This is a genomic window from Sphingobacterium sp. UBA5996, assembly GCF_002429765.1.
Classification (GTDB): domain Bacteria; phylum Bacteroidota; class Bacteroidia; order Sphingobacteriales; family Sphingobacteriaceae; genus Sphingobacterium.
Genome location: NZ_DJAS01000003.1, coordinates 103,136 through 128,065, shown reverse-complemented (window position 1 = coordinate 128,065; position 24,930 = coordinate 103,136). Strand labels below are relative to the sequence as shown.

Genomic DNA, 24,930 nt, shown 5'->3' with positions numbered 1-24,930 from the left:
TCGTAAAATACCCACTTCGTTTAAGTTGTTTATCCTGTACTATCCTGAAGGACATGGTTGTATTTACAATTTGGTTTCCCGATAATAGCCAAACAAGTCGTCTAGATCATCTCCTTGATTGTCCACGTCTGCATTATATGAATTAGAGAGTTGCTCATGATCCACTATACCCAAAATAAGCACCTCTCCTTTTGGAATCTTCAGCTCATTGACCCCTGGAGGAAAGGAATAGGTATGAATATCCACCATCGGCATGTATTGTATTCGTATAGCATTACGTATTCTTGCCTCTGCTTGACCAAAATCATTTGCACTTGCATCAATTTCCAGTATAGGTTTAGGCGCAAAAACTTTGTCATTACTATTAAAATAACCAATCAATATCTTCACTGCTTTATTATTCTTAAAGCGAAGATGTGTTCCCTGAAGCTTTTGCTTTTCGGTATTAATCTGTACCGCTTGCAGTCCTTCCAATTCGTTGGCCAGATGGGTAACAACTAACTCCTGATCTGCATACAATTTTGCGCCCTTTTTCAATGGAATAAGTTGCTGATCATCCAAAAACGTAATCTCTTCTGACTTTAATACCGCTTTGGCATGTGTATAGACATCCGAAATTGTAGCTAAAGAATCTATCGCATGTTTAAAATTATTCAACTCCGCTTCAAATACAGGAAGCATCTCTTTCCAGTGAATGAACGAAGCATCAGCTCCGCGCATGGGTATCTTACGTTGTTTAGTCTGCATGCTATTTGCATATAAATAGGCCTGATTTGTGATCTGCGTAAGTTTTCGATATTCCGTCACACTTTGCTCCAAATCTGGCAGCGCTTTCCGAAGCGCGCCAAGATCATGGGAATACTTGTATTGAAGCAGCTGAAGAGCTGCCTTAACCTTATAGCTATAATGATTGGCCAACAATTGATGAATCCGTATATCAGTAAGCCAGCGATTAAATTCTGCAACATTTTTCATTGGTTTTCCTAACTCCTTAATCAGCGCAGCTGCACGATCTCCATGTTTCACAATTTCTTCCGACACTTGCAGAGGTGTCTCCCCAACATGGCCTTCCTTGTGGTAATCTCTCTCGACATAATCAATAATCATTTCTCCTTCAGGAGCTTCAGATTCATAAAGAAGAGTAAACAGACCATAACGATAAGGATTTATCAATTGCGTCATCAGCATTCCGAGTGAAGACGTCTGTCTATTACCATCTGTAATACCAAATCGCCTAAGTATTTTAGGCGATATCTCACCAATTTCTTCGATAGCCAATAGTAAATTCAGTGCATCCTTCTCGGGAATACCATAATATCGGGAAAGTTCATTCGACCAATAAGATTGCTCTTGTGACAAATCTCGATTTTCATTCCAAGCATATCGTGACCATGCCTTGTACCACATCCAGTCGCGATCTACCTGAAGCAATCTATTATTTACCTTGTCTGCTGCATATGGCCAGTCCCAGTAAGATGCCTGGGGGTAGATATGAATACCGTTTGAATGATGAACTTCATGCATAGCTTTGACCGATCTCTGGATAAAATCAGGTGAGCCATATCTAAATGGTTCCAAGTTGGCTAAAATATGAACATTCTGAATATGGACTGTACCAATGGCACTTAAAGAGCGATGTAACTCGGCCCACTTCCCTCTTGGAGTATAGGTGGTCAGCGCCTCACCATTATATTTAGCCATAGTATAGAGGTTTTTATAAATTGGTAATGCAGCTTTCATAACAGCTGGTGCATCAGTGTCGTGGGCTCTTAAAATAATAGGTGGCTCGCCATTAGTACCTGATGCATGTAATCCGTCCTTTACTCCCGGAATGATGGTATTGGTAAACCAGTTAATATCATCTTGACCGACTCCCTCCATTGCCTCGCCCAACGTGATTAGTAATCCGACGTTTGGATACTTAGCCACAAAAGCAGCAATACTTTTGCGGGTGTAATCAGAAATTAGCGGTGTAATAGCACGATTGCGCTCTTGAGTTTTTAACCCATGACGATCGGCAAAAGGCTTCGGCAGGATGATGTTATAAAACATCTGGATAATCCAAATCCCCCTTTTATTAGCTTCTTTTGTCAAAAAAGTATAGATCTCCTCGTTTTTATCAAATGTTGTCTCATCTACTTCAAGCGCATAAGAATAATCTTTTAATTTCACCAATGAAGAAAAAGGGTGCCCATTCCATAAATACAAAGCATTGTACCTGTTTTCAACCATCATATCCAAATACTTCAACCACAATTTTTTATCATAAAACCATGGAAAAGATTCAGGTGTATAAGGATATTCGTAAATATCATGCCCCGGCAAATACGCAGTTTTTTGAAGGCCAATGCTTGTGCCACGCATAACCATTTTTGGTCCATCGGCCAAAAAGAATGGCCCAGCGTTCAGCCAATGCCTATCTGCCAGCAACGCCATACAGCCATACAAAACCCCCGATTCATCCGTACCGATCAAAGTGATCGGATCTGTTTTGCTCTTTCGAAATAGAACAAAATGTTCTTTTTCAATCAATTTACTCCTGATTGAGTCTGGTAAAGATTTTCTTTGTACTGCCGTACTTACCTCAATATCGAGATCGTCGGTAACACTTGATTTAATCAATTCTTTTTGTAACAGGTCAACTGCATATTGAAACCGTTCTTGATTTACAATTCCTTCCATCGTGTAACGAACGGTACTACTTTTATTTCCGGCATAAAGTTCAGCAAGTATTGAAAAGACAAAAAGAAACATGCATAATAGTCTTTTGCACATAATTGGTTATTTATAATTCACTAATAAATGTTAATTTTACATATAAAATTTCAAACATTAAAATTCGTATCTCGTTTTTTACAAAGGAGATGCTTTACAAATGCAGATTTCTCTATTATTAACTAGAATATTTTAGTATTTTAGAGCATACTCAACAATAATTCATTGAAAAAATATTTGCTATTTCTAGATACAGAAACGTCTGGCCTACCGAAAAAATGGAATAAAAGGTACACAGAAATCGATAATTGGCCACATGTACTGCAATTGGCCTGGATCATTTTTGACGAAGCCCAAAATGAGATCAAACGGAGCAATAAATATATCTACGAACCACTCATTCCGATCAGTCCGGCATCAGAGCAAATCCATGGGTTGACGCCCCCTTTCTTAAGGCAATATGGTGAGAAGAAAAAAGAAGTGTTGCGCAAGCTCAGTCATGACATCAAAAAATATAAACCTCAGATTGTTGGACATTTCCTTTCCTTTGATTTACAAGTATTATCTGCGGAATTCTACCGATCGAACCTTGCGCTTCCGTTTGGTGAAATAGATTATTTTTGTACACTTTTACATAGCAAAAGGTATGTTAGAAATCCAAATATGGTACATCTTCCACTGTCGCTGTTACATGAATCCCTATTCTTGTCTCCACCGGAACATTTACACGATGCAGAAAAGGACGCTGAGATAACAGCTAAATGTTATTTTGAAATGATTCAACGAAAGGATCTAACTCATCAAGATATCCTTAACCAGCAAATAGAATTTCATAACATCTTTTAATTTTTTCCTAATGAAAAATTCCGAGATTATCCTTTCTACACTAAAATCTACCCCTCCATTTCAGGCACTGCCCGAATCCCTGCAGCTCAGTATTGTTGATATATTCAATGAGTACCGCTTCTCCAAAGACACGCTTGTTTATCGACAAAGCATTACAGACATGGATGGGGTAGACTTAATCTATGAAGGTGAATATGAAACATTTTTCTTGGACGATTTAGACAACAAAAGATTAATAGAAATTCACCATAAACCCTATTGTTTTGGCGGAATATCCGTGCTTTTAAATAGAACAAAAGCATTAAAATCCGTAATTGCCAAAAAAGGTACAATTATCTATCGGTTACCTAGGAAAAACTTTATCGAGCTTTGTAACGCTAATGAAGAATTTTTTCATTTTTTCACTAATTCTTTTGGAAGAAGAATGTTGGATGAAGAATTTTCCCATTTTGTCAAATCTCCAGCTTCCTTTGAAGAAAGCTATTTTGCTGCAGATCAATTATATTCAAGAAAGATCGAACACATCACCTACAAAGATATTGTTGCTTGCTCCCCTCAAACGCCCATCTATGAAGTTGCGAAGACTATGGCGAATCAAAAGGTGAGCTGCCTGTTCATAAAAGATGATAACAGCATTATTGGTTATGTAACCGATATGACCTTGCGCGATAATGTAGTTGCTAAACAGGTGCCAGTCGACCACGAAATTATGGAAGTCATGGACAACCCTATTGTTAGCATTTCAGATCAATCTTATCTTTATGAAGCAGTATTAAAAATGTTCCGGACAAAATCCAGATATCTGCTGGTTGAAAAAGAAGGTAACTACGTTGGATTTTTAAGCCGGAACAGATTATTAAGCGAACAGGGCCAATCTCCACTTGTTTTTATTCAATCTGTCAAGCTTGCAGAAACACTCAATGAATTGCGTGAAAAATGGAACAACGTTCCCGAGATTATCCATCAGTTGCTTGGCAGAGGCGTAAATGCTGAAATTGCCAATCAGGTAATCACAACCGTAGCAGACAGTATTGCACTAAAGGTCATCGAAAAAGTCATCGGAGAAATGGGCGAACCGCCTGCTAAATTTGTCTTTATGGTGACTGGCAGTGAAGGGAGAAAAGAGCAAACATTAATGACGGATCAGGATAATGCCATTATCTATGAAGATAAGGCAAACGAACAGCGTGAACTCGTCCGAGAATATTTTTTAAATTTTGCTACCCGGGTGTCAGATCATCTAAATACAATAGGTTTTAGCTACTGTACGGGCGGATATATGGCCAGCAATCCCGAGTGGACACACTCCCTATCCCATTGGAAAAACAACTACAAAAAATGGATTGAAGAAAGTATTCCTGAAAACGCGATTAAGTTTTCAACTTTTTTCGACTGCAGACGCTTGTATGGCGATCAAGGCATTATTAATCAGCTTAAAGAATTTCTCAATATTGAATTACAGCGGCCAAATGATCGCTTTTTTACCTTTATAGCAAAAAATGCCCTTCAATATGAGCCACCGCTAACATTTTTTAAAGCGATAAAAACCCAAACTATAGGATCATCCGAAGTATTCAATATAAAAAAAGCAATGACGCCTATTGTTGACTTGGTCCGCGTATACGCGCTCAAAAACCGAATTTATGAAGAAAACACTGGTGGTAGGCTCAAACAGCTATTAGAATTAGGAATATTCACACAAGAACAATATGAAGAATTACATCAATCCTATTATTATCTGATGTCGATTCGTCTGAAAAATCAAGCAAATCAGATTAGAATAGCCAAACTGAGTCCAAACAATTATGTACCGATGGACAGCCTGACAAATATTGAAAAAGCAACCATCAAAGAGATATTTAAAACGATCACTAACTTTCAGTTGGGAATCAAAGTAAAATTTACCAGCAACCTCTTCGGTTAACAGGTCGAATTAACACCAAATTGTTAAAAATCTCTTTCCGAAAGTTCAATTTTATATCCCTATGTCCATAAGGAAAACAAGGAAGCCATCAGTAAACTGATGGCTTCCTTAACGCATATTCAACTTATTTCATTAATCGACAGATTCGGTTGCTTTACCTCTATCAACGATTGATTAGATGGTTTTGCTGCCTATTTCGTAGACAGTCTAATCAGCGTAAAGGAGTATGGTGCAAAAGTTTGAACAAGTTTTTTCCCATTATAAACAACAGTACTTTCCTTTGGACGAATATTTAATGGTTCTTCCAAACTATTACTGACATTTAGGTCGGGATTCGCCAGCGTAACAAGCTGTGCCGTGGCCGTTAGCTTCTTCTTGGAAACTACATCAAGATTAACTTTTTTCGGCTGACTATTGTAATTGACAACTTTCACAATCAATTCCTTTGAAGACTCGTCATAAACTGCAGATGCATACAAACTATCTTTACCCGCAACGGATTCACCATCACGCATAATCGGAATAATAGCTGTGCCCCTGTTGGTTGCATACAACTTTTGAACCTGGTAGCTAGGTGTACCATATACCTGCAGATTATCAACCCAAATTAGATCCGGAGACCATTGCCACCCATCAACATGACCAAACAATGGCGCATAAGATGCCATTTCAACCACATCACCATTTCGTTCAAGACCAGTCATGAATGCAGCTTCAGAAAGAGCTGCCTCCCACGTACTTTTTCCAGGACCATTTGGTCGTGTCGTATGTGAAGCGTATTCACCCGCAAAAATCTTTGCGCCGTTTCGGTTGTAATTGTCATAACGGCTCGCACTTGAAAGAAACCAGGATGGTGGGCGATAATAATGTTCATCGATGATATCGATATTCATGGCACGCAACTTATCATCTAAGAAATCAAAGCGATCCCCCTCTGGATCAGTACCTGAACTCGCTATAATTTTGATCTCTGGATGCTTTTCGTTCAATGCCTTCTTAAAGATGGCCAGACGTTCAATATATTGAGGACCCCAATTTTCATTGCCTACGCCTAACATTTTGAGATGAAATGGCTCAGGGTGCCCCATTTCTGCACGCAATTTACCCCATTTTGTAGCAGTAGATCCGTTGGCAAATTCAATCAGATCCAAGGCATCCTGAACATACTCATCTAACTCATCTAATGGTACAACTTCGCCTGTATTAAACTGACACGCCATCCCACAATTAAGGATAGGCACCGCAGTGGCGCCGATATCTTCTGCCAATAAAAAATATTCGAAGAAACCTAAGCCAAAAGTTTGGAAATAATCTGGCGTTAAACGATGTTTAAATTCAGTATTCCAACGGTTAATAATCAGTTCTCGTTCACTAATTGGACCAACCGTTTTTTTCCATTGAAATCGATTGGCCAAATCTCTACCTTCCACAATACAACCTCCCGGAAACCGGATAAAACCAGGTTTCATATCCGCAAGCATTTGAACCATGTCTTTGCGTAATCCCTTTCGTCTCCCTTTCCAAGTGTCGACGGGAAACAAAGACAACATATCGACGTCTAAAGTGCCCTCACCTGTAAACCAAACATTTAATTTAGCCTTTTCTGTTGTTTGGTCAACAGGAAATTTAACCGCAGCTTCCGACCACGATGCGACGGGATCAAGAGGAAGTTCAGCGGCCCCGATTACCTTATTTTGAGGATCAAGCAGTTCAACGTGGATTGTCATTCCTTTCGCAGTACTTTGGTACTGTAAAGAAAACTCATATGCTCCTCCCGCTTTTACCCCCATTCCCCTAAAGCCTTCATTTTGCAATCCTAATTTTAGATTGCCCGCATTATTTAATCTTAAATAACGTTTATTACCCTTCCGCTTACTGTCATTCACCAGCAAATAAGTCCCCTCAACACCATTTTCGAGCTTCTTCCAGCCCATCCAAGGTTCATCAAATTCAAAGGATCTATTCTTCACCAATTCAGCATAAATTCCCCCATCAGCGCCCAAGTTAATGTCTTCAAAAAACACGCCCCACATATGTGGCGATATTTTCCCCGAGGGCTTATCTAACTGAATATTTAATGCTATTGGTGACTGCGCCGCAGCTGAAAAGCCTAAACCCGCTAGCGCTACCATCAACGATACAACTTTCTTCATCTATATAATTATTTGATCATTAATGTTTAATTAATGAGTTTTAAAACTATCTTAGGTTAATTCCAATACGATTACTGAAAAAGCAGGAATATCTACTTCAACGGTACCATTAACAACCTTCGCCTTATTGTACACGGCAGGTGTAATCGTTGTCGGTTTGTCGAACGAATTAAAATCGCGCAGATGCTCAGCGGTAAGTATTCTACCAGTTACTTTTCCGGCTTTCAACGAGCCCAAATCCACCTGCACCTTATTTTTCTTTTTTGGGTCAATATTCACAAGGGAAATATGTGTACGGCCTTGTTTGTCCTCTGAGGCTGAAACCGAAACCGCAGGGATTTTCTCTTGATTAAATTCAAAATCAGTCGATTGCAGCGATATAGGAATTAACTTAGCGTCCTGATGTACCTTATACATTTCCATGACATGGTACGTAGGCGTCAAAATCATATTCTTCCCTTCCGTAAGAATAACCGCTTGTAATACATTTACTGCCTGGGCTAAATTGGCCATCTTAACCCGACGAGCATGATTATTAAAGATATTCAATGTCATACCAGCAATCATAGCATCACGCATGGTGTTCTGTTGGTAGAGAAAGCCAGGGTTCGTCCCTGGTTCGACCTCATACCAGCCCCCCCACTCGTCTACGATTAGATCTATCAGTCCTTTTGGATCGTATTTGTCCATGATGGCAATATTCTTCTCCACTAGTTCATTCATAAACCAAGCTGATTTCATGGTCTTGAAATACTCCTCTTCCGAATATTTCGTTGCAGAGCCTTTCTTATCCCAGTTGATGACCGCATAGTGATGTAATCCCATACCTTTCATCAAACCACTTGGAATTTTCTTCATGAGTGTTTCGGTCCAATTGTAATCTGCACTATTGGCTCCAGAAGCAATTCGATATAGACCACTCCCATTCGTCCAATCCGACATGAAAGTCGCGTATTTGCGGTAGATATCAGTATAATAATCGGCAGTCATATTTCCACCACAGCCCCAAGCTTCATTTCCTACACCCCAAAATTTAACCTTCCAAGGTTCCTGCCGTCCATTTTTACGTCTCCAATCTGACATGGGGCTTTCTCCTTTAAAGTTTACATATTGAACCCAATCAGCAAGCTCCTGCACCTCACCACTACCAACATTACCAGCTAGATAAGGTTCTGCCCCAAGCAATTCACACATATTTAGAAAATCATGCGTTCCGAATGAATTATCCTCTGTCACGCCACCCCACCAGTTATTAACCATAGCAGGACGTTGGGCTTTGGGGCCAACTCCATCCTTCCAATGATACGTATCGGCAAAACAGCCACCGGGCCAACGTAGATTGGGGATGTTCAGATTTTTGAGGGCTTCGATAACATCTTTCCGAACGCCATCAGCATGGGGAATCGAGTCATTTTTTTCACCAACATAAAATCCATCATAAATGCAGCGGCCCAAATGTTCAGCAAAATGACCATATATATGTCGACTTATAATCTGCTCTTGCTGCGGAGTTTGCAATTTGACACTACTCTGTCCATGGAGTAGCCCATTGACCAGCGCGAATACAACGCCTAATGTAAATCTTAGCTTCATCCTATGTTGACTTTACTTTTTCACGATAAATTTATAAGTCGTTTTGGAGCTATATTGCTCTCCAGGCTTTAATACTGTCGATGCAAAATTGGGATGATTCGGTGCATCTGGAAAATGTTGCGTTTCCAAACAGAATGCCGAACGGAATGGATAGACTTTTCCTGCTTTCCCTTTAGGGTCTGTATCCTTCATAAAATTGCCACTGTAAAACTGCAAACCAGGTTCGGTCGTATAGACTTCCATTGCAATACCAGTCTTGCTTGTATACACCTGAGCAACCTTTTGGAAACCATCTTTCTTATCAAGTTCAAAATTATGATCATAGCCCTTTCCGATCTTTAGCTGCGCATTTTCATCCTCAATCCGAGCACCAATACGTGCCGGCTTCTTAAAATCGAATGCTGTACCCGCTACCGGCAAACTCTTTCCTGTTGGAATTAAGCTGTCGTCAACTTCTGTAATCGCCTTTGCATCAATCTGAAGTTCGTGATCCAAAATCGAAGAATCACCGGCCCCATTAAGATTAAAGTAAGCGTGGTTGGTAAGGTTCAATACGGTCTCCTTATCCGTTGTTGCTTGATAGTCTATAGCCAACCCATTGTCGTCCAAGGTGTAAGTTACCTCCATCTTGACTGTCCCCGGATAACCAGCTTCTTTATCGGGTGAAGTATAGGCCAATGTAATGGATGTTTCCGTGCTACTAACGACATCCCACACTTTATTATACACACCATTTGTACCACCATGAAGGGAATTTTCGCCATCATTCTTTTCCAGAGAATACACCTCTCCATTCAGCTTAAACGAAGCTTTACCAATCCGATTACCATACCGTCCTACAATAGCCCCATAAAAATTATTATAGTTTTCCTTGTATTCATTAGCTGAATCGTAACCCAAAATCACATCTGTCATTTGACCATCCTTATTAGGAACATTTAAACTCACCAAGCGTGCACCATAATTTGTCAAGGTAATGGCAAGTTTGTCATTCTTAAGCTGGAATAGTTTAACCTCTTTACCATCAATCTGGCTGTCAAAAGCCTGGTTGGAAGAAGAATCAGCCAATGTCGATGCTGGCTTATTTTGAGTTGACGGGGACTGACAGCCATAAGCTAATGAAGCACAGGTCAACAAACCAATAATAATTTTCTTATTCATCTGCAATTAAGTTTTGTTCCATCGTTTTGATGGAGGCTTCCTAATTTCAATTAGGAATGGTTCATAATCATTTATTTAATCAAACAGCGTTAATGCTACCAAAAACGCACATAAATAGCAGTGACCAATAATAAAGTCACGACAATTAATGCCAATACGGATGGTTCTACTTTGAACATCGATCGATCCAAGACGAAAGCTTTTGGATTAACCTTCGGTCCGAATAAGCTAACGGCAATCATAGCGATCATAGTAAATACAAAAGCTAACCCCATACAGATCTGGAACGGAATTTCATATACACCAGCTTTATTCAGATACGCAGTATAGATCCATGTCTCTGGTCCAAAAACTTTCGTTGCAAACTCGTTGAAGAATATAGACAATGCAAATCCAGTGATCAGTCCAGTGATAGCCGCCGCTCCGGTGGTTCTTTTCCAAAACATACCCAACAAAAACATCGCAAAAACCCCAGGACTAATAAAACCAGTATATTTTTGAATGAATGTAAATCCTCCGGCCCCGCCGATGCCCAGCGCATCATTCCACGTAAACAGCACAGAAAGTAAAATAGAGATAACGATCGTTATCTTTCCTACCCAGACCATTTTAGCTTCACTCGCATCTTTATTGATATATTTTTTAAAAATATCCAATGTGAAGATTGTTGCGATACTATTTGCTTTTCCTGCTAATCCAGCAACAATAGCAGCTGTTAAGGCAGCTAATGCAAGTCCTTTCATACCATTTGGCAAATAGCCCAAAATTGCTGAATATGCATTATCGGCATGAAACACCCCCCCAGGGGCCATTTCTTGTTGTAATGCCCCATTTTTATAGAGCACATAAGCAGCTATGCCTGGAAGCATGACAATAATTGGCATAAACAATTTTAGAAATCCCGCAAAGAGAATTCCGGTTCGCGCAGTCTTCAAATCAGCACCCAAAGCGCGTTGGGTGATATATTGATTGCAACCCCAGTAATTTAAATTGACTATCCAGATTCCCGCAAGGTACATCCCTATTCCAGGTAACATCAGATATTTATTAATATCTTCCTGACTGGCGCCTGGTCCGGGTTTATCAACAAAAAGGTTGAAATGCTCCGGAGAGTCTTCCATCAGTTTATTAAATCCAGCTAACGCATCTTTTCCTAAACCAAAATGTTCGCTGACTAAAGTCAACGCTACATAGGTCGTAGCTATACCACCAATAATCAACACAACAACCTGAATAACATCCGTAAAACCAATAACACGCATTCCACCTAGGGTAATAATCACCGCAAATACAGCTAAAGCGACTGTTATCGTATGAAAGCTATCTCCGCCACCGGCCATACTCGAAATGGCAATTGCCCCTAAATACAAAATCGATGTCAGGTTGACAAAAACATATAAAAACAACCAGAAAATTGCCATGATAAGACTTGTCGTTTCATTGTATCGATTATTCAAAAACTGGGGCATGGTGAAAATCTTATTTTTCAAATAGACCGGTATAAACCAAACCGCCACAATAATTAGCGCTACCGCCGCAATAAGCTCATATGCCGCCACAGCAATACCAACCTCAAAGCCGTTACCGCTCATCCCGATAAATTGTTCAGCCGAGATGTTTGACGCAATCAATGAAGAGCCTATGGCCCACCAGGTAAGTGATCCTTCCGCCAAAAAGTAGTCCTTGCTACTGCTCAAACTATTGGTCTTTTTACGATAAATCCAGTAGCCATAGCCAGCTACGATAAAGAAGTAAATTACAAAGATGATGTAATCTACCGTTGCAAATTTTTCCATATTTCCCAAATTGGTTATTATAAATAAGCCATTTATGCCTTCACGAGAGAAGCACATAAATGGCTTAAGTTATTATTTACTGAGTAAATAATAAAGTTCATTCCATTTTAATTGATCTTCGAGTTTCGCTAGTGTAGTCTCCTCATCGATCAAAACATATTCCAGTCCGGCAATACGCGCAAAATCTTCGAGATATTCAGGCGTCAAGCTCAAACTGTAAGCGGTATGGTGAGCACCTCCAGCTACAATCCAGGCGCTGCAACCTGTTTTCATATCAGGAAGCGGTTTCCATAACACGCGTGCGACGGGAAGCTTTGGTAAATCCTCTTCCACGGAAACACCTTGTACCTTATTAACGATCAAACGAAAGCGCGTTCCCATATCGACCAATGAAGCATTCAGTGCATTTCCGCTCTGACCGTTGAACACCAAACGGGCAGGGTCCGCCTTGCCACCAATCCCTAGCGGATGCACTTCGATACGCGGTTTTCCGGTTGCTAATGCCGGGTCTACTTCTAACATATGTGAACCAAGTACCATTGGATTCTGTGGATCAAAATGATAAGTATAGTCTTCCATAAATGCAGTGGTTCCTGGTAATCCTGCTCCCATCACTTTACATGCACGCACCAAAGCTGGAGTCTTCCAATCTCCTTCACCTGCAAAACCATATCCCTCAGCCATTAATCGCTGTACTGCCAAGCCCGGAAGTTGCACCATACCATGCAGATCCTCAAAAGTATCCGTGAAACCTTTAAAGTTTCCTTGTTCCAAAAACTTCCTTAAACCAATTTCGATTTTAGCGGCCTCGATTAAGTTCGTATGAAACGCTCCGCCAGCTTTCACATTTTCGGCCAACTCATAAGCCGATTCGTACTCCGCCAGCAAGGCTTCAATTTCCGCTTCAGTACTGGCGTTGATAACCTCTACTAAATCACCGATGGCGTAAGTATTTACCGAAAAGCCAAATCTCAACTCCGCTTCCACTTTATCGCCGTCTGTAACCGCCACATAGCGCATATTGTCACCAAATCGTGCAAATTTTGCGCCCTGCCAGTCATGCCACCCAGCTGCCGCGCGAGCCCAAATATTGATCCGTTCAAGCACCTCCGCATCTTGCCAATGGCCAGTCACGACTTTACGCGCTATCTTTAAGCGGCTAACGATATGTCCAAATTCGCGATCTCCATGAGCACTTTGATTGAGATTCATAAAATCCATATCGATACTATTCCATGGAATATCCTGGTTGTACTGCGTATGCAGATGTAACAATGGCTTTTGTAATGCCTTTAAACCTCTAATCCACATCTTTGCTGGGGAAAATGTATGCATCCATGTGATGACGCCTATACAATTTTCTGCACTATTGGCGGCAGCCAATGTGGTATATATCTCATCCGTATTCTTTACGATCGGTTTATATTTTACTCCTACCGGAATCGCTTTTTGCGTATGAAGGTAATTGGCTATCTCTTCTGCATGTAGAGCAACTTGTCTTAAAGTCTCCTCTCCATACAGGTCTTGGCTCCCCACGACAAACCAGACCTCTAGTTCTTTTAAATTGATATTCATGTTAAATTGTAGTTTTTCTATAGATTTTTTATTACTCAAACATTATTGACCATAATAGGAATTAGCACCATGCTTCCGTTCATAATGCTTTTTAACCAAAGCAGCTTTTAATCGAGCGGCTTTGGGATTGATCTGTTCTGTCAGCCAGGCCATTTTAGCAACCTGTTCCAGCACCGCACTGTTATACACAGATTTTGCTCCAGTTTTACCCCAGGCAAATGGAGCATGGTTGCCAACGAGAATCATTTCCACTTCTTTATAGTCTAGCTTGTTCTCACTAAAATGATTGATAATCTGAAAGCCTGTTTCATGTTCATAGTTTCCTGCAATCATTTCATCGCTCATCGGTGGAGCACATGGAATATCTTTTGTCAGGTGATCGGCGTGTGTGGTACCAAAAATAGGAATATCCCGCTGCGCTTGTGCCCATGCTGTGGCATAGGTTGAGTGTGTATGGGTTATACCTCCAATCTCTTCCCAGTGTTTGTAGAGCAGCGCATGCGTCTTTGTATCGGACGACGGGCGGAGATCACCTTCAATGATTCGACCGTCAAAATCTACAATTACCATATGCTCTGGCGAAAGTTCTTCATAGGGAACGCCACTAGGTTTAATAGCAAATACACCATGCTGACGATCGACCACACTCACATTTCCAAATGTAAAAAGCACTAAGCCCAATTGGGGCAATTGCATATTGCAATGATATGCTTCCTCTTTAATTGAATTATACATGATTAAATTTGAATGGTTAAACAGTAAGGGCACGCAATTCTTTTCCTTCTACGAAAGCACCCAAAGCACGGTAACGTTCGTAGCGTTTAGCATACATTGGCACCCATTTTTCCTCTGGTATGTAGGTTTGTTCAAAGCCTTGCCCCATCGCTTTCATCGCATCTTCGACCCGGTCATATAAACCCGCTGCCGTGGCGGCAAACATCGCTGCGCCGATAGCGCACGTCTGCTCACTTTTATGGATACGAATCGGCATATTCATTACATTTGCCATCATTTGCATAATAAAAGGTGATTTTTTTGCGACACCGCCCAAACCAATCAAACCTTTCACAGGAATACCCTGAGCGACAAAACGGTCCACAATCGCCTTTGCTCCGAAACATGTTGCTTCGACAATCGCCCTGAAAATACGTGGAGCATCAGTTCCGAGGTGTAAGCCCGTAATCGCACCTTGCAAGGATTGATCTGCATCGGGTGTGCGGCGACCATTGAGCCAGTCAATTGCTAATTCAGACGCTTCTGTTACCGGAAGCAACGCAGCCTGCTCACTTAACCGAAACAATAGCTTATCTTCCAATGTGGCGATCAACTGTTCACGGTTGTCCTCAGACATACCTTCAACCTCTTGTATTAAATTCTTCGTTGGCCACAATAACACTTGCTTCAGCCATGCGTAAGCATCACCAAATGCAGACTGTCCTGCCTCCATGCCAATCATTCCCGGAATAATCGAACCATCTACCTGACCACAGATCCCCTTCACCAAAGTATGCTGTACTTCCTCCTTTGGGGCAACTAGCATGTCGCAAGTAGATGTTCCCATCACCTTACTTAAATAATACGGTTCAATTTGCCCCCCAACCGCACCCATATGACAGTCAAAAGCACCTACACCGACAACGACCGACGTCGTAAGCCCCAATCGTTGTGCCCATTCTTCCGAAAGTTGACCAGCAGCTTTATCGGCCGTATAGGTTTCGGAAAACAGTCGGTCTACTATACCGTCCAACAAGGGGTCTAGCGACGAAAAAAAGGAATTAGGTGGCAATCCACCAAATTCTTCAGCCCAAAGCGATTTGTGACCAGCCGAACAGACACCACGTTTCATAGCAGCTACATCTGTTCCTCCAGTTAATAAAAAAGGAATGTAATCGCAATGCTCCACCCAGCTGTATGTAGCGGCACGCACCTTTTCATCAGCCCTAAAAACATGAAGCAATTTGGCCCAGAACCATTCCGAAGAATAGACGCCCCCCACATACTTCAGATAATCGACTGAACTATTTTGATTATAAAGGTTAATCTCCTTGGCCTCCTGAACGGCCGTATGATCTTTCCATAAGACGAACATGGCATTGGGGTTGTGCTCAAACTCTGGCAGTAAAGCTAACGGAATGCCCTTTTCATTTACGGCAACTGGAGTAGACCCCGTTGTATCAACGGAAATCGCTCTTACGGTTTCACCTATATTGCTTAATCCCGATTTGCTTAAGCAATCTTTTATGGTCGCTTCCAATCCTTCGATGTAATCCAAAGGGTGTTGCCTGAACTGACTTAAAGCAGCATCACAATACTCACCTCTTTTCCAACGCGGGTAGTAAAATACCGAAGAAGCGATTTCCTCGCCATTGTTAGCATCGACCAATACCGAACGGACCGAATCACTTCCATAGTCCACCCCAATGACATGCGATTTATTCATTTTTGCTGAATTTGGTTTATAACTTATAATTGTTCTTAACGTCTTACTTTTCAATTTTCCATCTCTAAAGTTAGCATTGAAAAAAATAATTAGTGTCAAATAAACATTTAATTTTTTAAATATGAAAGAAAATTTTCATATTTAAAAAATTGATCTAACTTCATAGCAGCAAATTATGATTGACCCTACATCCTGATATAGGCATATAATACGGTTTAAAGGAGTATATCAGCCAATTATTGTACTTATTTTTAGCTATTTACTTTTTTACATAGTTTTGCCCATGGAATTGGTGGGGTGAAGTCAGATAAAACGATAAAACGATAGACAATGGAATATTATAAAAAAGATTCAGGGATCCTTTTGGCTGTAGACTGTATCATATTTGGATTTAACGGCGAATCCCTAGAAGTACTTTTAATTAAACGCGATTTCGAACCAGAAAGAAATAAATGGAGCCTAATGGGAGGTTTCGTTCAATCCAATGAAAGTCCTGAAGAAGCTGCAAGCAGAGTGCTGAGACAGCTAACAGGACTTGAAAATGTATATATGGAGCAATGTAGTGTATTTGGGGAGCCTACCCGCGAACCTAACGATCGCGTTGTCAGCATCTGTTACTTTGCCCTGATTGATACGCAGCAATACAAACATATCCTCAGTGATGATTACGAAGCAAAATGGTTTCCTTTGCAAGAGCGCCCGGCACTTATCTTCGACCACGACCAGATGATTACTTCAGCGCAGCACCGCCTACGCATGAAAGCAGCGTTATATCCCATATTATTTGAATTGCTCCCTGAGAAATTTACCATTCCTCAAATTGCTGCGCTCTATGAAGGCGTATATAATATCGAGCTGGATAAGCGCAATTTCAGCCGAAAGCTGCTATCTTCAGATCTTATCATCAAACTCCAAGAAAAGGATAAAGAAAACTCGAAGAAAGGTGCCTATTTTTTTAAATTGAATACGGCTATTTATAAGGAAAAGATCATGTCCTTTCTTCGTTATTTACCGAGCTGGTCTATCGAACCCTAAAAATAAAGCAGGAAAATCTAACCTGACAATAGGAATATATTCACTTTCAATTTTCGTTTTTTCAATTATTCCTTATATTTATCACAGGTATATCCTAGCTTTACATCTAGGAAAAGCTAAATGATGCATTTTATAACTATAAACAACATGAGCAAATTGAGATTAGCATTTATATTCTTTACAATTTTATTTATTTCATCATATACTACACTACAGGCACAAAATCCTGCATCGGCTCCCCCGACTAAAGCAGCGCAACAGGATAATGCCTTCAAGTATAGTCCCGATGGATTAAAAAAAGGAAGTTTGTCCAATCAATTTGACCACCTTAACTATATTTCGAAAAACAACTATGATTTCAAGATGGTGCGTAAAACCAATCTTGACATTGTCAAAAGGAATGTGATTGATACTGTAGCAAAACTTCACAAAGAAATCAGCTCATTGAAATCTTCTTCAAGCAATTATTCTTCGAACACAAAAAATTTGCAAGATTCTATCCAGGTCTTAAACGATCAGCTGGCGCAAGAGAAGGAAAAGACAGAAAGTTTATCTTTCTTGGGAATCAGTACATCGAAAGCTTTTTACAATACCGTTGTTTGGACGATCATTGGGATATTGGCAGTAGCGACATTTATCTTTCTATTTTCCTATCGAAAAGCGAAAGTGGATACAGTGGAATTCCAAAAGACAGCGGAGCAATCCCAGGAAGAATTTGCAACTTTTCGCAAAAAGGCTATGGAAAAAGAACAACTGCTTAAGCGTCAGCTACAAGACGAATTAAACAAAAAAATCTAGTACTCCTTTTCCTAAAATTAGGAGATATATCTTGATCGACCTGTAGCGAATCCATGAACCATTCGATGACAGGTCGATTTTATTTAGCGGTGTAGGTTAAAGAAGAAAAACTATATTTGCATCGATCGAAATTGAAACAGACAGAATTACAATAGATAACATTTTGACCTACATTAATAAATTTATAATTTAATTACAAATTCTATTTGTTTTTAAATACGAATAACCTTATTTTTGCTGACCAAAAAAGAGGCCTTTTATGTCTCTTATATAAAATTGATTAATAAATATTTAGTCCCTATAATATGCCCAAGATTGGTAAAATAGCGCAGATTATCGGCCCAGTTGTTGACGTCAACTTCGCCGACAGTGAAAATCTACCTAAAATTTACGATGCATTGTACATTCAAAAAGAAAATGGACAACGTGTTGTATTAGAAGTTCAACAACACTTAGGTCAGGATCGTGTACGTACAATTGCCATGGACGCAACTGAAGGTTTAGTTCGCGGAATGGAAGTTGTCGATACTGGTGCTCCTATCAAAATGCCTGTTGGTGAAGAAATCAAAGGTCGTGTATTCAATGTAGTTGGTGATGCCATTGACGGGATCCAAAATCTGAATAAGGAGAATGGTCGTCCTATTCACAACGTACCACCTAAATTCGAAGATTTATCAACTGAATCCGAAGTACTTTTTACTGGTATCAAAGTTATTGACCTTTTAGAGCCATATGCTAAAGGTGGTAAAATTGGTTTATTCGGTGGTGCCGGTGTAGGTAAAACTGTATTAATCCAAGAATTAATCAACAATATCGCAAAAGGTCACGGTGGTCTTTCTGTATTCGCCGGTGTAGGTGAACGTACTCGGGAAGGTAATGACTTGTTGCGCGAGATGTTAGAATCTGGTATCATCAAATATGGTGAGCATTTTATGGAAGGCATGGAAAAAGGCGAATGGCCTTTAGACGCTGTAGACCACGAATTGATGAAAGATTCAAAATGTACATTCGTATTCGGTCAAATGAACGAGCCTCCTGGTGCACGTGCACGTGTTGCTTTATCAGGCCTTACAGTAGCGGAATACTTCCGTGACGGTGATGGCGAAGGTCAGGGCCGTGACGTATTATTCTTCATTGATAACATCTTCCGTTTTACACAAGCAGGTTCTGAAGTATCAGCCCTATTGGGTCGTATGCCATCAGCCGTAGGTTATCAACCAACGTTGGCAACGGAAATGGGTTTAATGCAAGAGCGTATCACATCAACTAAAAACGGATCTATCACTTCTGTACAAGCCGTATATGTACCTGCCGATGACTTAACTGACCCTGCTCCAGCGACAACTTTCGCCCACTTGGATGCAACCACAGTATTGTCTCGTAAAATTGCTGAGTTAGGTATCTACCCTGCCGTGGATCCATTAGATTCTACATCGCGTATCCTTTCTCCAGCCGTTTTAGGTAACGAACACTACAATACCGCTCAACGTGTAAAAGAAATTCTTCAACGTTATAAAGAATTGCAAGATATCATCGCCATCTTAGGTATGGACGAATTATCTGAAGAAGATAAATTAACAGTACACCGTGCACGTCGTGTACAACGCTTCTTATCACAACCTTTCCATGTTGCAGAGCAGTTTACAGGTTTAAAAGGCGTATTGGTAGATATCAAAGATACCATCAAAGGATTCAATATGATTATTGACGGTGAAGTAGATGAGTATCCTGAAGCTGCCTTCAACTTAGTAGGTAACATTGATGATGCTATCGAAAAAGGTAAAAAATTATTAGCAGAAGCAGTTTAATTTAGATTATATCTAAGAATAATGAAATTAACAATTATCACTCCTGACAAATTAGCATTCGAAGGCGAAGTAACGGCTGTTACTGTACCTGGCTCTGCAGGCTCTTTCCAAATTTTGAAAGACCACGCTGCCATCGTTTCTACTTTGGAAGATGGAAAAGTAATTATTCAACAAGGTAAAGGTGAACAAGAAGTGTTCATTAAAGGTGGTGTTGTCGAAGCAAAAGACAATGTCATTACCGTGCTTGCTGAAGGAATTATCGGAGATTAAATCAAATCGATTTTATAAAATTTAAAAGCTTCCGATATTTCTATCGGAAGCTTTTTTTTTAAAGTTTTTTTGACGTTTTCATCATTTTAAGAAGAAAATTGACCGTTGTCACAAAAAATTATTTTTCACAACAGTAGACCGATATTAAATATGGTATACGACTAACAAAATATAAAACTGACCAAACCTACTATTTTATCAAAAAAAATTGCAAAAAGCATTTAATATAAAATTTTATTCTAAATTTAAAATTAGCAGTTTGCCTATTGCCAATTATTGTAATTCCTGCTACCTTGAGGAAATGAAAATCGAAAGTTTCTATAGAAACTTGAGATCACATGATTTACCACCAAAACACCACGAAGGGAATTATTATACTGAGGTAAATTCAGGGTTATGAAATACTACGATAAAAATACATTGATCTATTTGAATGGAGCTTTTGTAAAAGCTTCCGAAGCGGCGTTGGATCCGTTTGCGCAGTCACTGCATTATGGGTATGCTGTATTCGATGGATTACGCGCATATAATACCCACAATGGCCCCCGTATCTTTAAAGCTGATAAGCATTTCGACCGTTTGAAGAAATCATGTGAAGGAGTTAATATTCCTTATCGTTGGAGTAATAGAGAGCTGATCGAAATTTGTTATGAGCTTCTGGCCACCAACAACCTCAGAGAAGCCTATATACGTCCATTGGTATTGACCGGTTCAAATATGCACTTAACCTCATCAACCGAAGCAACCATCATGATTGCAGCCTGGGAATGGGGGCCATATCTTGGTCAAAACTTATTACGGGTATGTATTTCGGATATCAAAAGACCTAATCCAAAATCGTTTAAAATTGACTCGAAAATCTCTGGGCAATATGTTAACTCTATTCTTGCCACAACGGAAGCCATCAAAAGAGGGTATGACGAAGCTTTAATGCTCGATCATGAAGGCTATGTTGCCCAAGCATCCAGTGAAAACATTTTTATTGAAAAAGATTTCAAAATCTATACACCGCCCACGAAAAACATCTTCCCGGGCATTACACGCCAAACGGTGAAAAATATCTGTAAAAAGTTAAATTTCGAAGTTATCGAAAAGCAACTGACTGTTGAAGATATTTATACCGCAGACAGCGCCTTCTTATGTGGGACTGCCGCAGAAATCATCGGAATCAAACAAGTCGATGATGTCATCTATCAAGAAGCTTGGGAACATAGCATAGGGGCATCAATCCAAAGACGTTATAAAAATTTAGTATTAGAGAACGAAAATTATGAAGTCATCATCTAACGGCGAAAATGCAATGAACAAATACAGCCGTACATTTACACAAGACGAAACGCAACCTGCTGCAAAAGCCATGCTTTACGGTATCGGTCTTACAGATGCCGACATGGACAAAGCACAGGTCGGTATTGCCAGCATGGGATATGATGGTAATACGTGTAATATGCACTTAAATGATTTGGCACAAATCGTCAAAAAGGGCGTTTGGAACAATAATTTAGTAGGCCTGACCTTCGGAACCATTGGCGTCAGCGACGGGATGAGTAATGGTACAGATGGCATGCGTTATTCATTGGTAAGCCGGGATGTGATCGCTGACAGTATCGAAACAATCTGCGGTGGGCAATATTATGATGGCTTGATCTCTATTCCTGGCTGTGATAAAAACATGCCCGGCGCTATTATGGCAATGGCTCGTCTGGACCGTCCTTCTTTAATGGTATATGGTGGAACAATCGCTCCTGGCCACTATAAAGGCGAAGAATTAAACATTGTATCTGCATTTGAAGCATTGGGACAACGCATCTGCGGAAATCTATCCGATGAAGACTATGAAGGGATTATCAAACATACCTGTCCCGGTGCAGGTGCCTGTGGCGGGATGTATACAGCAAATACCATGGCTTCTGCTATTGAAGCCTTGGGCATGAGCTTGCCTTACTCGTCTTCCAATCCAGCAATATCGGAAGAGAAGAAAAATGAATGCCTCGAGGCAGGTAAACACATCCGTACCCTACTTGAGAAAGATATCAAGCCTTCTGATATCATGACACGCAAGGCATTTGAAAATGCTTTACGCACCATTGTTATCTTGGGGGGAAGCACGAATGCTGTTCTTCACTTTATTGCTATAGGTAAAGCGATAGGCGTAGACATCACCCAAGATGACTTTCAACGCATGAGCGATGAAACGCCTGTGTTAGCCGACTTTAAACCATCCGGCAAATACTTGATGCAAGATCTCCAACAATATGGTGGAACTCCTGCTGTCATGAAGTATCTCTTAGACCAAGGCTTACTCCACGGCGACTGCATTACTGTAACAGGAAAAACCATTGCCGAAAACTTGGCTGATGTTAAATCAATCATGGAATATGATCAACCGATTATCAAACCATTAAGCGATCCTATTAAAGCCACAGGACACTTACAGATTCTTTACGGAAATCTTGCTGAAAAAGGTTCTGTAGCAAAAATCTCCGGTAAGGAAGGTGAAAAATTCACCGGCCCTGCACGCGTATTCGACGGCGAACATGATTTAGTAGCAGGTATTGCATCGGGACGAATCAAGCCTGGGGATGTTGTCGTAATCAAAAATGAAGGTCCTGTAGGGGCACCAGGCATGCCTGAAATGCTCAAACCGACCTCATTGATTATCGGCGCGGGCTTGGGTAAATCTGTTGCTTTGATTACTGATGGCCGCTTCTCTGGTGGAACGCATGGTTTTGTCGTAGGGCATATCACACCGGAATCTTACAAAGGTGGGCTGATCGGCCTTGTACATGATGATGATATCATCGAGATTGACGCGGTCAATAACAGCATCAATGTCATCCTTTCGGATGAGGAGATCGCACAACGCCGCACAGCTTGGGTACAACCGGCATTGAAAGTTAGCAAAGGCGTATTATATAAATATGCTAAAACAGTTGCAGATGCCTCAGAAGGTTGTGTAACCGATCTATAGAAATCAAGAAATGGAGACGTTGAGCTCTAACGTCTCCTGATCGAATAGCTAAATACTAAAAAGACTGAATAATCAACAAAAAAAAATCAACGTAATGAGTACACTGGAAATAACAGAAAATAAGGCTACCGCAGCGCAACAAACTCCGACACAAATTTCGGGATCTAAAGCTGTACTGGAAGCCTTATTGAGCGAAGGAGTTGATACCGTATTTGGTTATCCTGGAGGCGCAATTATGCCCATCTATGATGCCCTTTATGATTATACGGATCGTCTGAAGCATATTTTAGTGCGCCATGAACAAGGTGGAATCCACGCGGCGCAAGGTTATGCAAGATCTTCAGGTCGTACCGGTGTCGTCTTTGCGACAAGTGGTCCTGGAGCAACAAACTTAGTTACTGGATTGGCTGACGCCATGATTGACAGTAACCCGATCGTCTGTGTCACAGGTCAGGTCTTCGCTTCACTATTAGGAACTGATGCATTTCAGGAAACTGATGTCATCAATATCACGGCACCGGTTACAAAGTGGAACTATCAAGTTACCGACGCCACTGAAATTCCAGCTGCACTTGCAAAAGCGTTTTACATTGCCAGCACTGGCCGTCCCGGGCCGGTACTGATCGATATCACGAAAAACGCGCAATTGCAATTGTTTGATTATTATGGTTACGAAAAGTGCAACCATGTACGCAGCTACCGACCTGCACCACAAGTACGAAAAGAATATGTCGAACAAGCGGCAGCCCTAATCAACAATGCCAAGAAACCATTTGTTCTTTGGGGACAAGGAATTATTTTAGGAAAAGCCGAGGAGGAATTTAAAACATTTATCGAAAAGGCCGGTATCCCATCTGCGAGCACTGTTATGGGTTTGAGTGCCCTACCAACAGACCATAAACTTCATGTCGGCATGCTTGGTATGCATGGTAACTATGCGCCAAACGTGATGACCAATGAATGCGATGTGTTGATTGCTATCGGTATGCGATTCGACGACCGCGTAACGGGTCGTTTGGATAAATACGCCAAACAGGCAAAAGTAATCCATTTGGATATAGACCCCGCCGAGATTGACAAAAATGTACAGACAACCGTACCTGTATGGGGCGACTGTAAAGAATCACTCCCGATGCTGACGGAATTGATAAATGCAACAGACCATTCTGCTTGGTTAGCGCAATTCCGCGAACTTGAAAAAGAAGAAATCAAGGAAGTTATCCAGGATGAACTTCATCCGCAAACAGATATTATGACGATGGGTGAAGTAATCAATGTGTTGAATGAATTGACGGGAGGTGATGCAATCATCACAACCGATGTTGGTCAACATCAAATGGTAACTTGTCGCTATGCTAAATTTAATAACAGCAAATCAAATGTAACCTCAGGAGGTTTGGGAACCATGGGTTTTGGACTTCCAGCAGCTATCGGTGCTTGGTATGGCGCTCCAGAAAAAACCGTTGTGGCCATCATCGGCGACGGTGGTATACAGATGACCATCCAAGAGTTGGGAACGATCATGCAATTTGGTGCAAAAGTCAAAATTATGATTCTCAACAATGAATTCCTGGGCATGGTGCGTCAATGGCAGCAATTATTCCACGACAGGCGCTATTCATTCGTGAATATCACGAGTCCTGATTTTGTTGCTGTAGCGAAAGGCTATTACATCGACGGTCAGAAGATTTCGGAAAGAAAAGATCTTCGTAATGCCCTGAAAACAATGATTGATCATGACGGAGCTTATCTATTGGAAGTGATGGTCGGTAAGGAAAATAATGTATTCCCAATGGTTGCGCAAGGAACATCGGTATCTGAGATACGCTTAAAGTAGAATTTAAC

General features: G+C 40.7%; 17 protein-coding genes. 9 read left to right on the top strand and 8 right to left on the bottom strand.

Annotation, left to right across the window (positions count from 1 at the left end):
* Positions 1 to 63 precede the first annotated feature (63 nt).
* Positions 64 to 2,775 (bottom strand): alpha-d-galacturonidase, encoded by a 2,712-nt coding sequence (locus tag B3E00_RS01850; RefSeq protein ID WP_293883914.1) that lies wholly within the window; start codon positions 2,773 to 2,775, stop codon positions 64 to 66.
* Positions 2,776 to 2,940: 165 nt separating this feature from the next.
* Between B3E00_RS01850 and B3E00_RS01845 the strand changes: the two genes are divergently transcribed.
* Together B3E00_RS01845 and B3E00_RS01840 are read left to right on the top strand one after the other, a co-directional pair.
* Complete coding sequence (locus B3E00_RS01845) at positions 2,941 to 3,561, top strand: 3'-5' exonuclease (protein ID WP_293883916.1); 621 nt, start codon at positions 2,941 to 2,943, stop codon at positions 3,559 to 3,561.
* Positions 3,562 to 3,571: 10 nt separating this feature from the next.
* The gene (locus B3E00_RS01840; protein WP_293936487.1) at positions 3,572 to 5,485 is read left to right on the top strand and encodes a DUF294 nucleotidyltransferase-like domain-containing protein; all 1,914 of its coding nucleotides are present in this window, start codon (positions 3,572 to 3,574) and stop codon (positions 5,483 to 5,485) included.
* Positions 5,486 to 5,676: 191 nt separating this feature from the next.
* On the opposite strand, the gene B3E00_RS01835 is transcribed toward B3E00_RS01840, so the two are convergent.
* The 7 genes from B3E00_RS01835 to B3E00_RS01805 all read right to left on the bottom strand — a co-directional run bounded on the left by B3E00_RS01835 (position 5,677) and on the right by B3E00_RS01805 (position 16,203).
* Complete coding sequence (locus B3E00_RS01835) at positions 5,677 to 7,638, bottom strand: alpha-L-arabinofuranosidase C-terminal domain-containing protein (RefSeq protein WP_293936485.1); 1,962 nt, start codon at positions 7,636 to 7,638, stop codon at positions 5,677 to 5,679.
* 51 nt (positions 7,639 to 7,689) lie between these two features.
* On the bottom strand, positions 7,690 to 9,231 hold the full coding sequence (locus B3E00_RS01830; protein ID WP_293883922.1) for an alpha-N-arabinofuranosidase: 1,542 nt from the start codon (positions 9,229 to 9,231) through the stop codon (positions 7,690 to 7,692).
* A gap of 12 nt (positions 9,232 to 9,243) precedes the next feature.
* Positions 9,244 to 10,392 (bottom strand): aldose epimerase family protein, encoded by a 1,149-nt coding sequence (locus B3E00_RS01825; protein WP_293936482.1) that lies wholly within the window; start codon positions 10,390 to 10,392, stop codon positions 9,244 to 9,246.
* 95 nt (positions 10,393 to 10,487) lie between these two features.
* Positions 10,488 to 12,188, bottom strand: coding sequence for a sodium:solute symporter family transporter (locus B3E00_RS01820; RefSeq protein WP_293883926.1), 1,701 nt, complete (start codon positions 12,186 to 12,188; stop codon positions 10,488 to 10,490).
* A gap of 72 nt (positions 12,189 to 12,260) precedes the next feature.
* Complete coding sequence (gene araA / locus B3E00_RS01815; RefSeq protein ID WP_293936479.1) at positions 12,261 to 13,763, bottom strand: L-arabinose isomerase; 1,503 nt, start codon at positions 13,761 to 13,763, stop codon at positions 12,261 to 12,263.
* Positions 13,764 to 13,805: 42 nt separating this feature from the next.
* Complete coding sequence (locus B3E00_RS01810; protein ID WP_293936476.1) at positions 13,806 to 14,498, bottom strand: L-ribulose-5-phosphate 4-epimerase; 693 nt, start codon at positions 14,496 to 14,498, stop codon at positions 13,806 to 13,808.
* 16 nt (positions 14,499 to 14,514) lie between these two features.
* A complete protein-coding gene (locus B3E00_RS01805; protein ID WP_209578176.1) occupies positions 14,515 to 16,203 on the bottom strand; it encodes a ribulokinase in 1,689 nt (562 codons plus the stop codon).
* A gap of 330 nt (positions 16,204 to 16,533) precedes the next feature.
* Here B3E00_RS01805 and B3E00_RS01800 point away from each other — a divergent pair, with 330 nt between their 5' ends.
* The 7 genes from B3E00_RS01800 (at position 16,534) to ilvB (ending at position 24,922) form a co-directional block, all read left to right on the top strand.
* Positions 16,534 to 17,238 (top strand): NUDIX hydrolase, encoded by a 705-nt coding sequence (locus tag B3E00_RS01800; protein WP_209578175.1) that lies wholly within the window; start codon positions 16,534 to 16,536, stop codon positions 17,236 to 17,238.
* Between the two features lie 147 nt (positions 17,239 to 17,385).
* Entirely contained in the window at positions 17,386 to 18,036 is a 651-nt protein-coding gene (locus tag B3E00_RS01795; protein ID WP_293883933.1) for a hypothetical protein, read from the top strand.
* 305 nt (positions 18,037 to 18,341) lie between these two features.
* Positions 18,342 to 19,844 (top strand): F0F1 ATP synthase subunit beta, encoded by a 1,503-nt coding sequence (gene atpD / locus B3E00_RS01790; RefSeq protein ID WP_293936474.1) that lies wholly within the window; start codon positions 18,342 to 18,344, stop codon positions 19,842 to 19,844.
* Between the two features lie 21 nt (positions 19,845 to 19,865).
* Positions 19,866 to 20,114: an ATP synthase F1 subunit epsilon gene (gene atpC / locus B3E00_RS01785; protein ID WP_209578172.1), complete on the top strand. Its 249-nt coding sequence runs from the start codon at positions 19,866 to 19,868 to the stop codon at positions 20,112 to 20,114.
* Positions 20,115 to 20,510: 396 nt separating this feature from the next.
* Complete coding sequence (locus tag B3E00_RS01780; protein ID WP_293883940.1) at positions 20,511 to 21,401, top strand: branched-chain amino acid transaminase; 891 nt, start codon at positions 20,511 to 20,513, stop codon at positions 21,399 to 21,401.
* On the top strand, positions 21,385 to 23,085 hold the full coding sequence (ilvD, locus tag B3E00_RS01775; RefSeq protein WP_293889401.1) for a dihydroxy-acid dehydratase: 1,701 nt from the start codon (positions 21,385 to 21,387) through the stop codon (positions 23,083 to 23,085). The genes B3E00_RS01780 and ilvD overlap by 17 nt, the downstream gene beginning before the upstream one ends.
* A 94-nt stretch (positions 23,086 to 23,179) precedes the next feature.
* The gene (gene ilvB, locus B3E00_RS01770) at positions 23,180 to 24,922 is read left to right on the top strand and encodes a biosynthetic-type acetolactate synthase large subunit (RefSeq protein ID WP_293883944.1); all 1,743 of its coding nucleotides are present in this window, start codon (positions 23,180 to 23,182) and stop codon (positions 24,920 to 24,922) included.
* The last annotated feature ends 8 nt before the right edge of the window (positions 24,923 to 24,930 follow it).

Bases quoted from the DNA above. Each gene is read 5' to 3' on its own strand.
- ilvD (WP_293889401.1), top strand. From the start codon at position 21,385: ATGAAGTCATCATCTAACGGCGAAAATGCAATGAACAAATACAGCCGT.
- B3E00_RS01780 (WP_293883940.1), top strand. From the start codon at position 20,511: ATGAAATACTACGATAAAAATACATTGATCTATTTGAATGGAGCTTTT.
- B3E00_RS01820 (WP_293883926.1), bottom strand. From the start codon at position 12,188: ATGGAAAAATTTGCAACGGTAGATTACATCATCTTTGTAATTTACTTC.
- B3E00_RS01805 (WP_209578176.1), bottom strand. From the start codon at position 16,203: ATGAATAAATCGCATGTCATTGGGGTGGACTATGGAAGTGATTCGGTC.
- atpD (WP_293936474.1), top strand. From the start codon at position 18,342: ATGCCCAAGATTGGTAAAATAGCGCAGATTATCGGCCCAGTTGTTGAC.
- B3E00_RS01840 (WP_293936487.1), top strand. From the start codon at position 3,572: ATGAAAAATTCCGAGATTATCCTTTCTACACTAAAATCTACCCCTCCA.
- ilvB (WP_293883944.1), top strand. From the start codon at position 23,180: ATGAGTACACTGGAAATAACAGAAAATAAGGCTACCGCAGCGCAACAA.
- B3E00_RS01850 (WP_293883914.1), bottom strand. From the start codon at position 2,775: ATGTGCAAAAGACTATTATGCATGTTTCTTTTTGTCTTTTCAATACTT.
- B3E00_RS01795 (WP_293883933.1), top strand. From the start codon at position 17,386: ATGAGCAAATTGAGATTAGCATTTATATTCTTTACAATTTTATTTATT.
- araA (WP_293936479.1), bottom strand. From the start codon at position 13,763: ATGAATATCAATTTAAAAGAACTAGAGGTCTGGTTTGTCGTGGGGAGC.
- B3E00_RS01825 (WP_293936482.1), bottom strand. From the start codon at position 10,392: ATGAATAAGAAAATTATTATTGGTTTGTTGACCTGTGCTTCATTAGCT.
- B3E00_RS01835 (WP_293936485.1), bottom strand. From the start codon at position 7,638: ATGAAGAAAGTTGTATCGTTGATGGTAGCGCTAGCGGGTTTAGGCTTT.
- B3E00_RS01830 (WP_293883922.1), bottom strand. From the start codon at position 9,231: ATGAAGCTAAGATTTACATTAGGCGTTGTATTCGCGCTGGTCAATGGG.
- B3E00_RS01800 (WP_209578175.1), top strand. From the start codon at position 16,534: ATGGAATATTATAAAAAAGATTCAGGGATCCTTTTGGCTGTAGACTGT.
- atpC (WP_209578172.1), top strand. From the start codon at position 19,866: ATGAAATTAACAATTATCACTCCTGACAAATTAGCATTCGAAGGCGAA.
- B3E00_RS01810 (WP_293936476.1), bottom strand. From the start codon at position 14,498: ATGTATAATTCAATTAAAGAGGAAGCATATCATTGCAATATGCAATTG.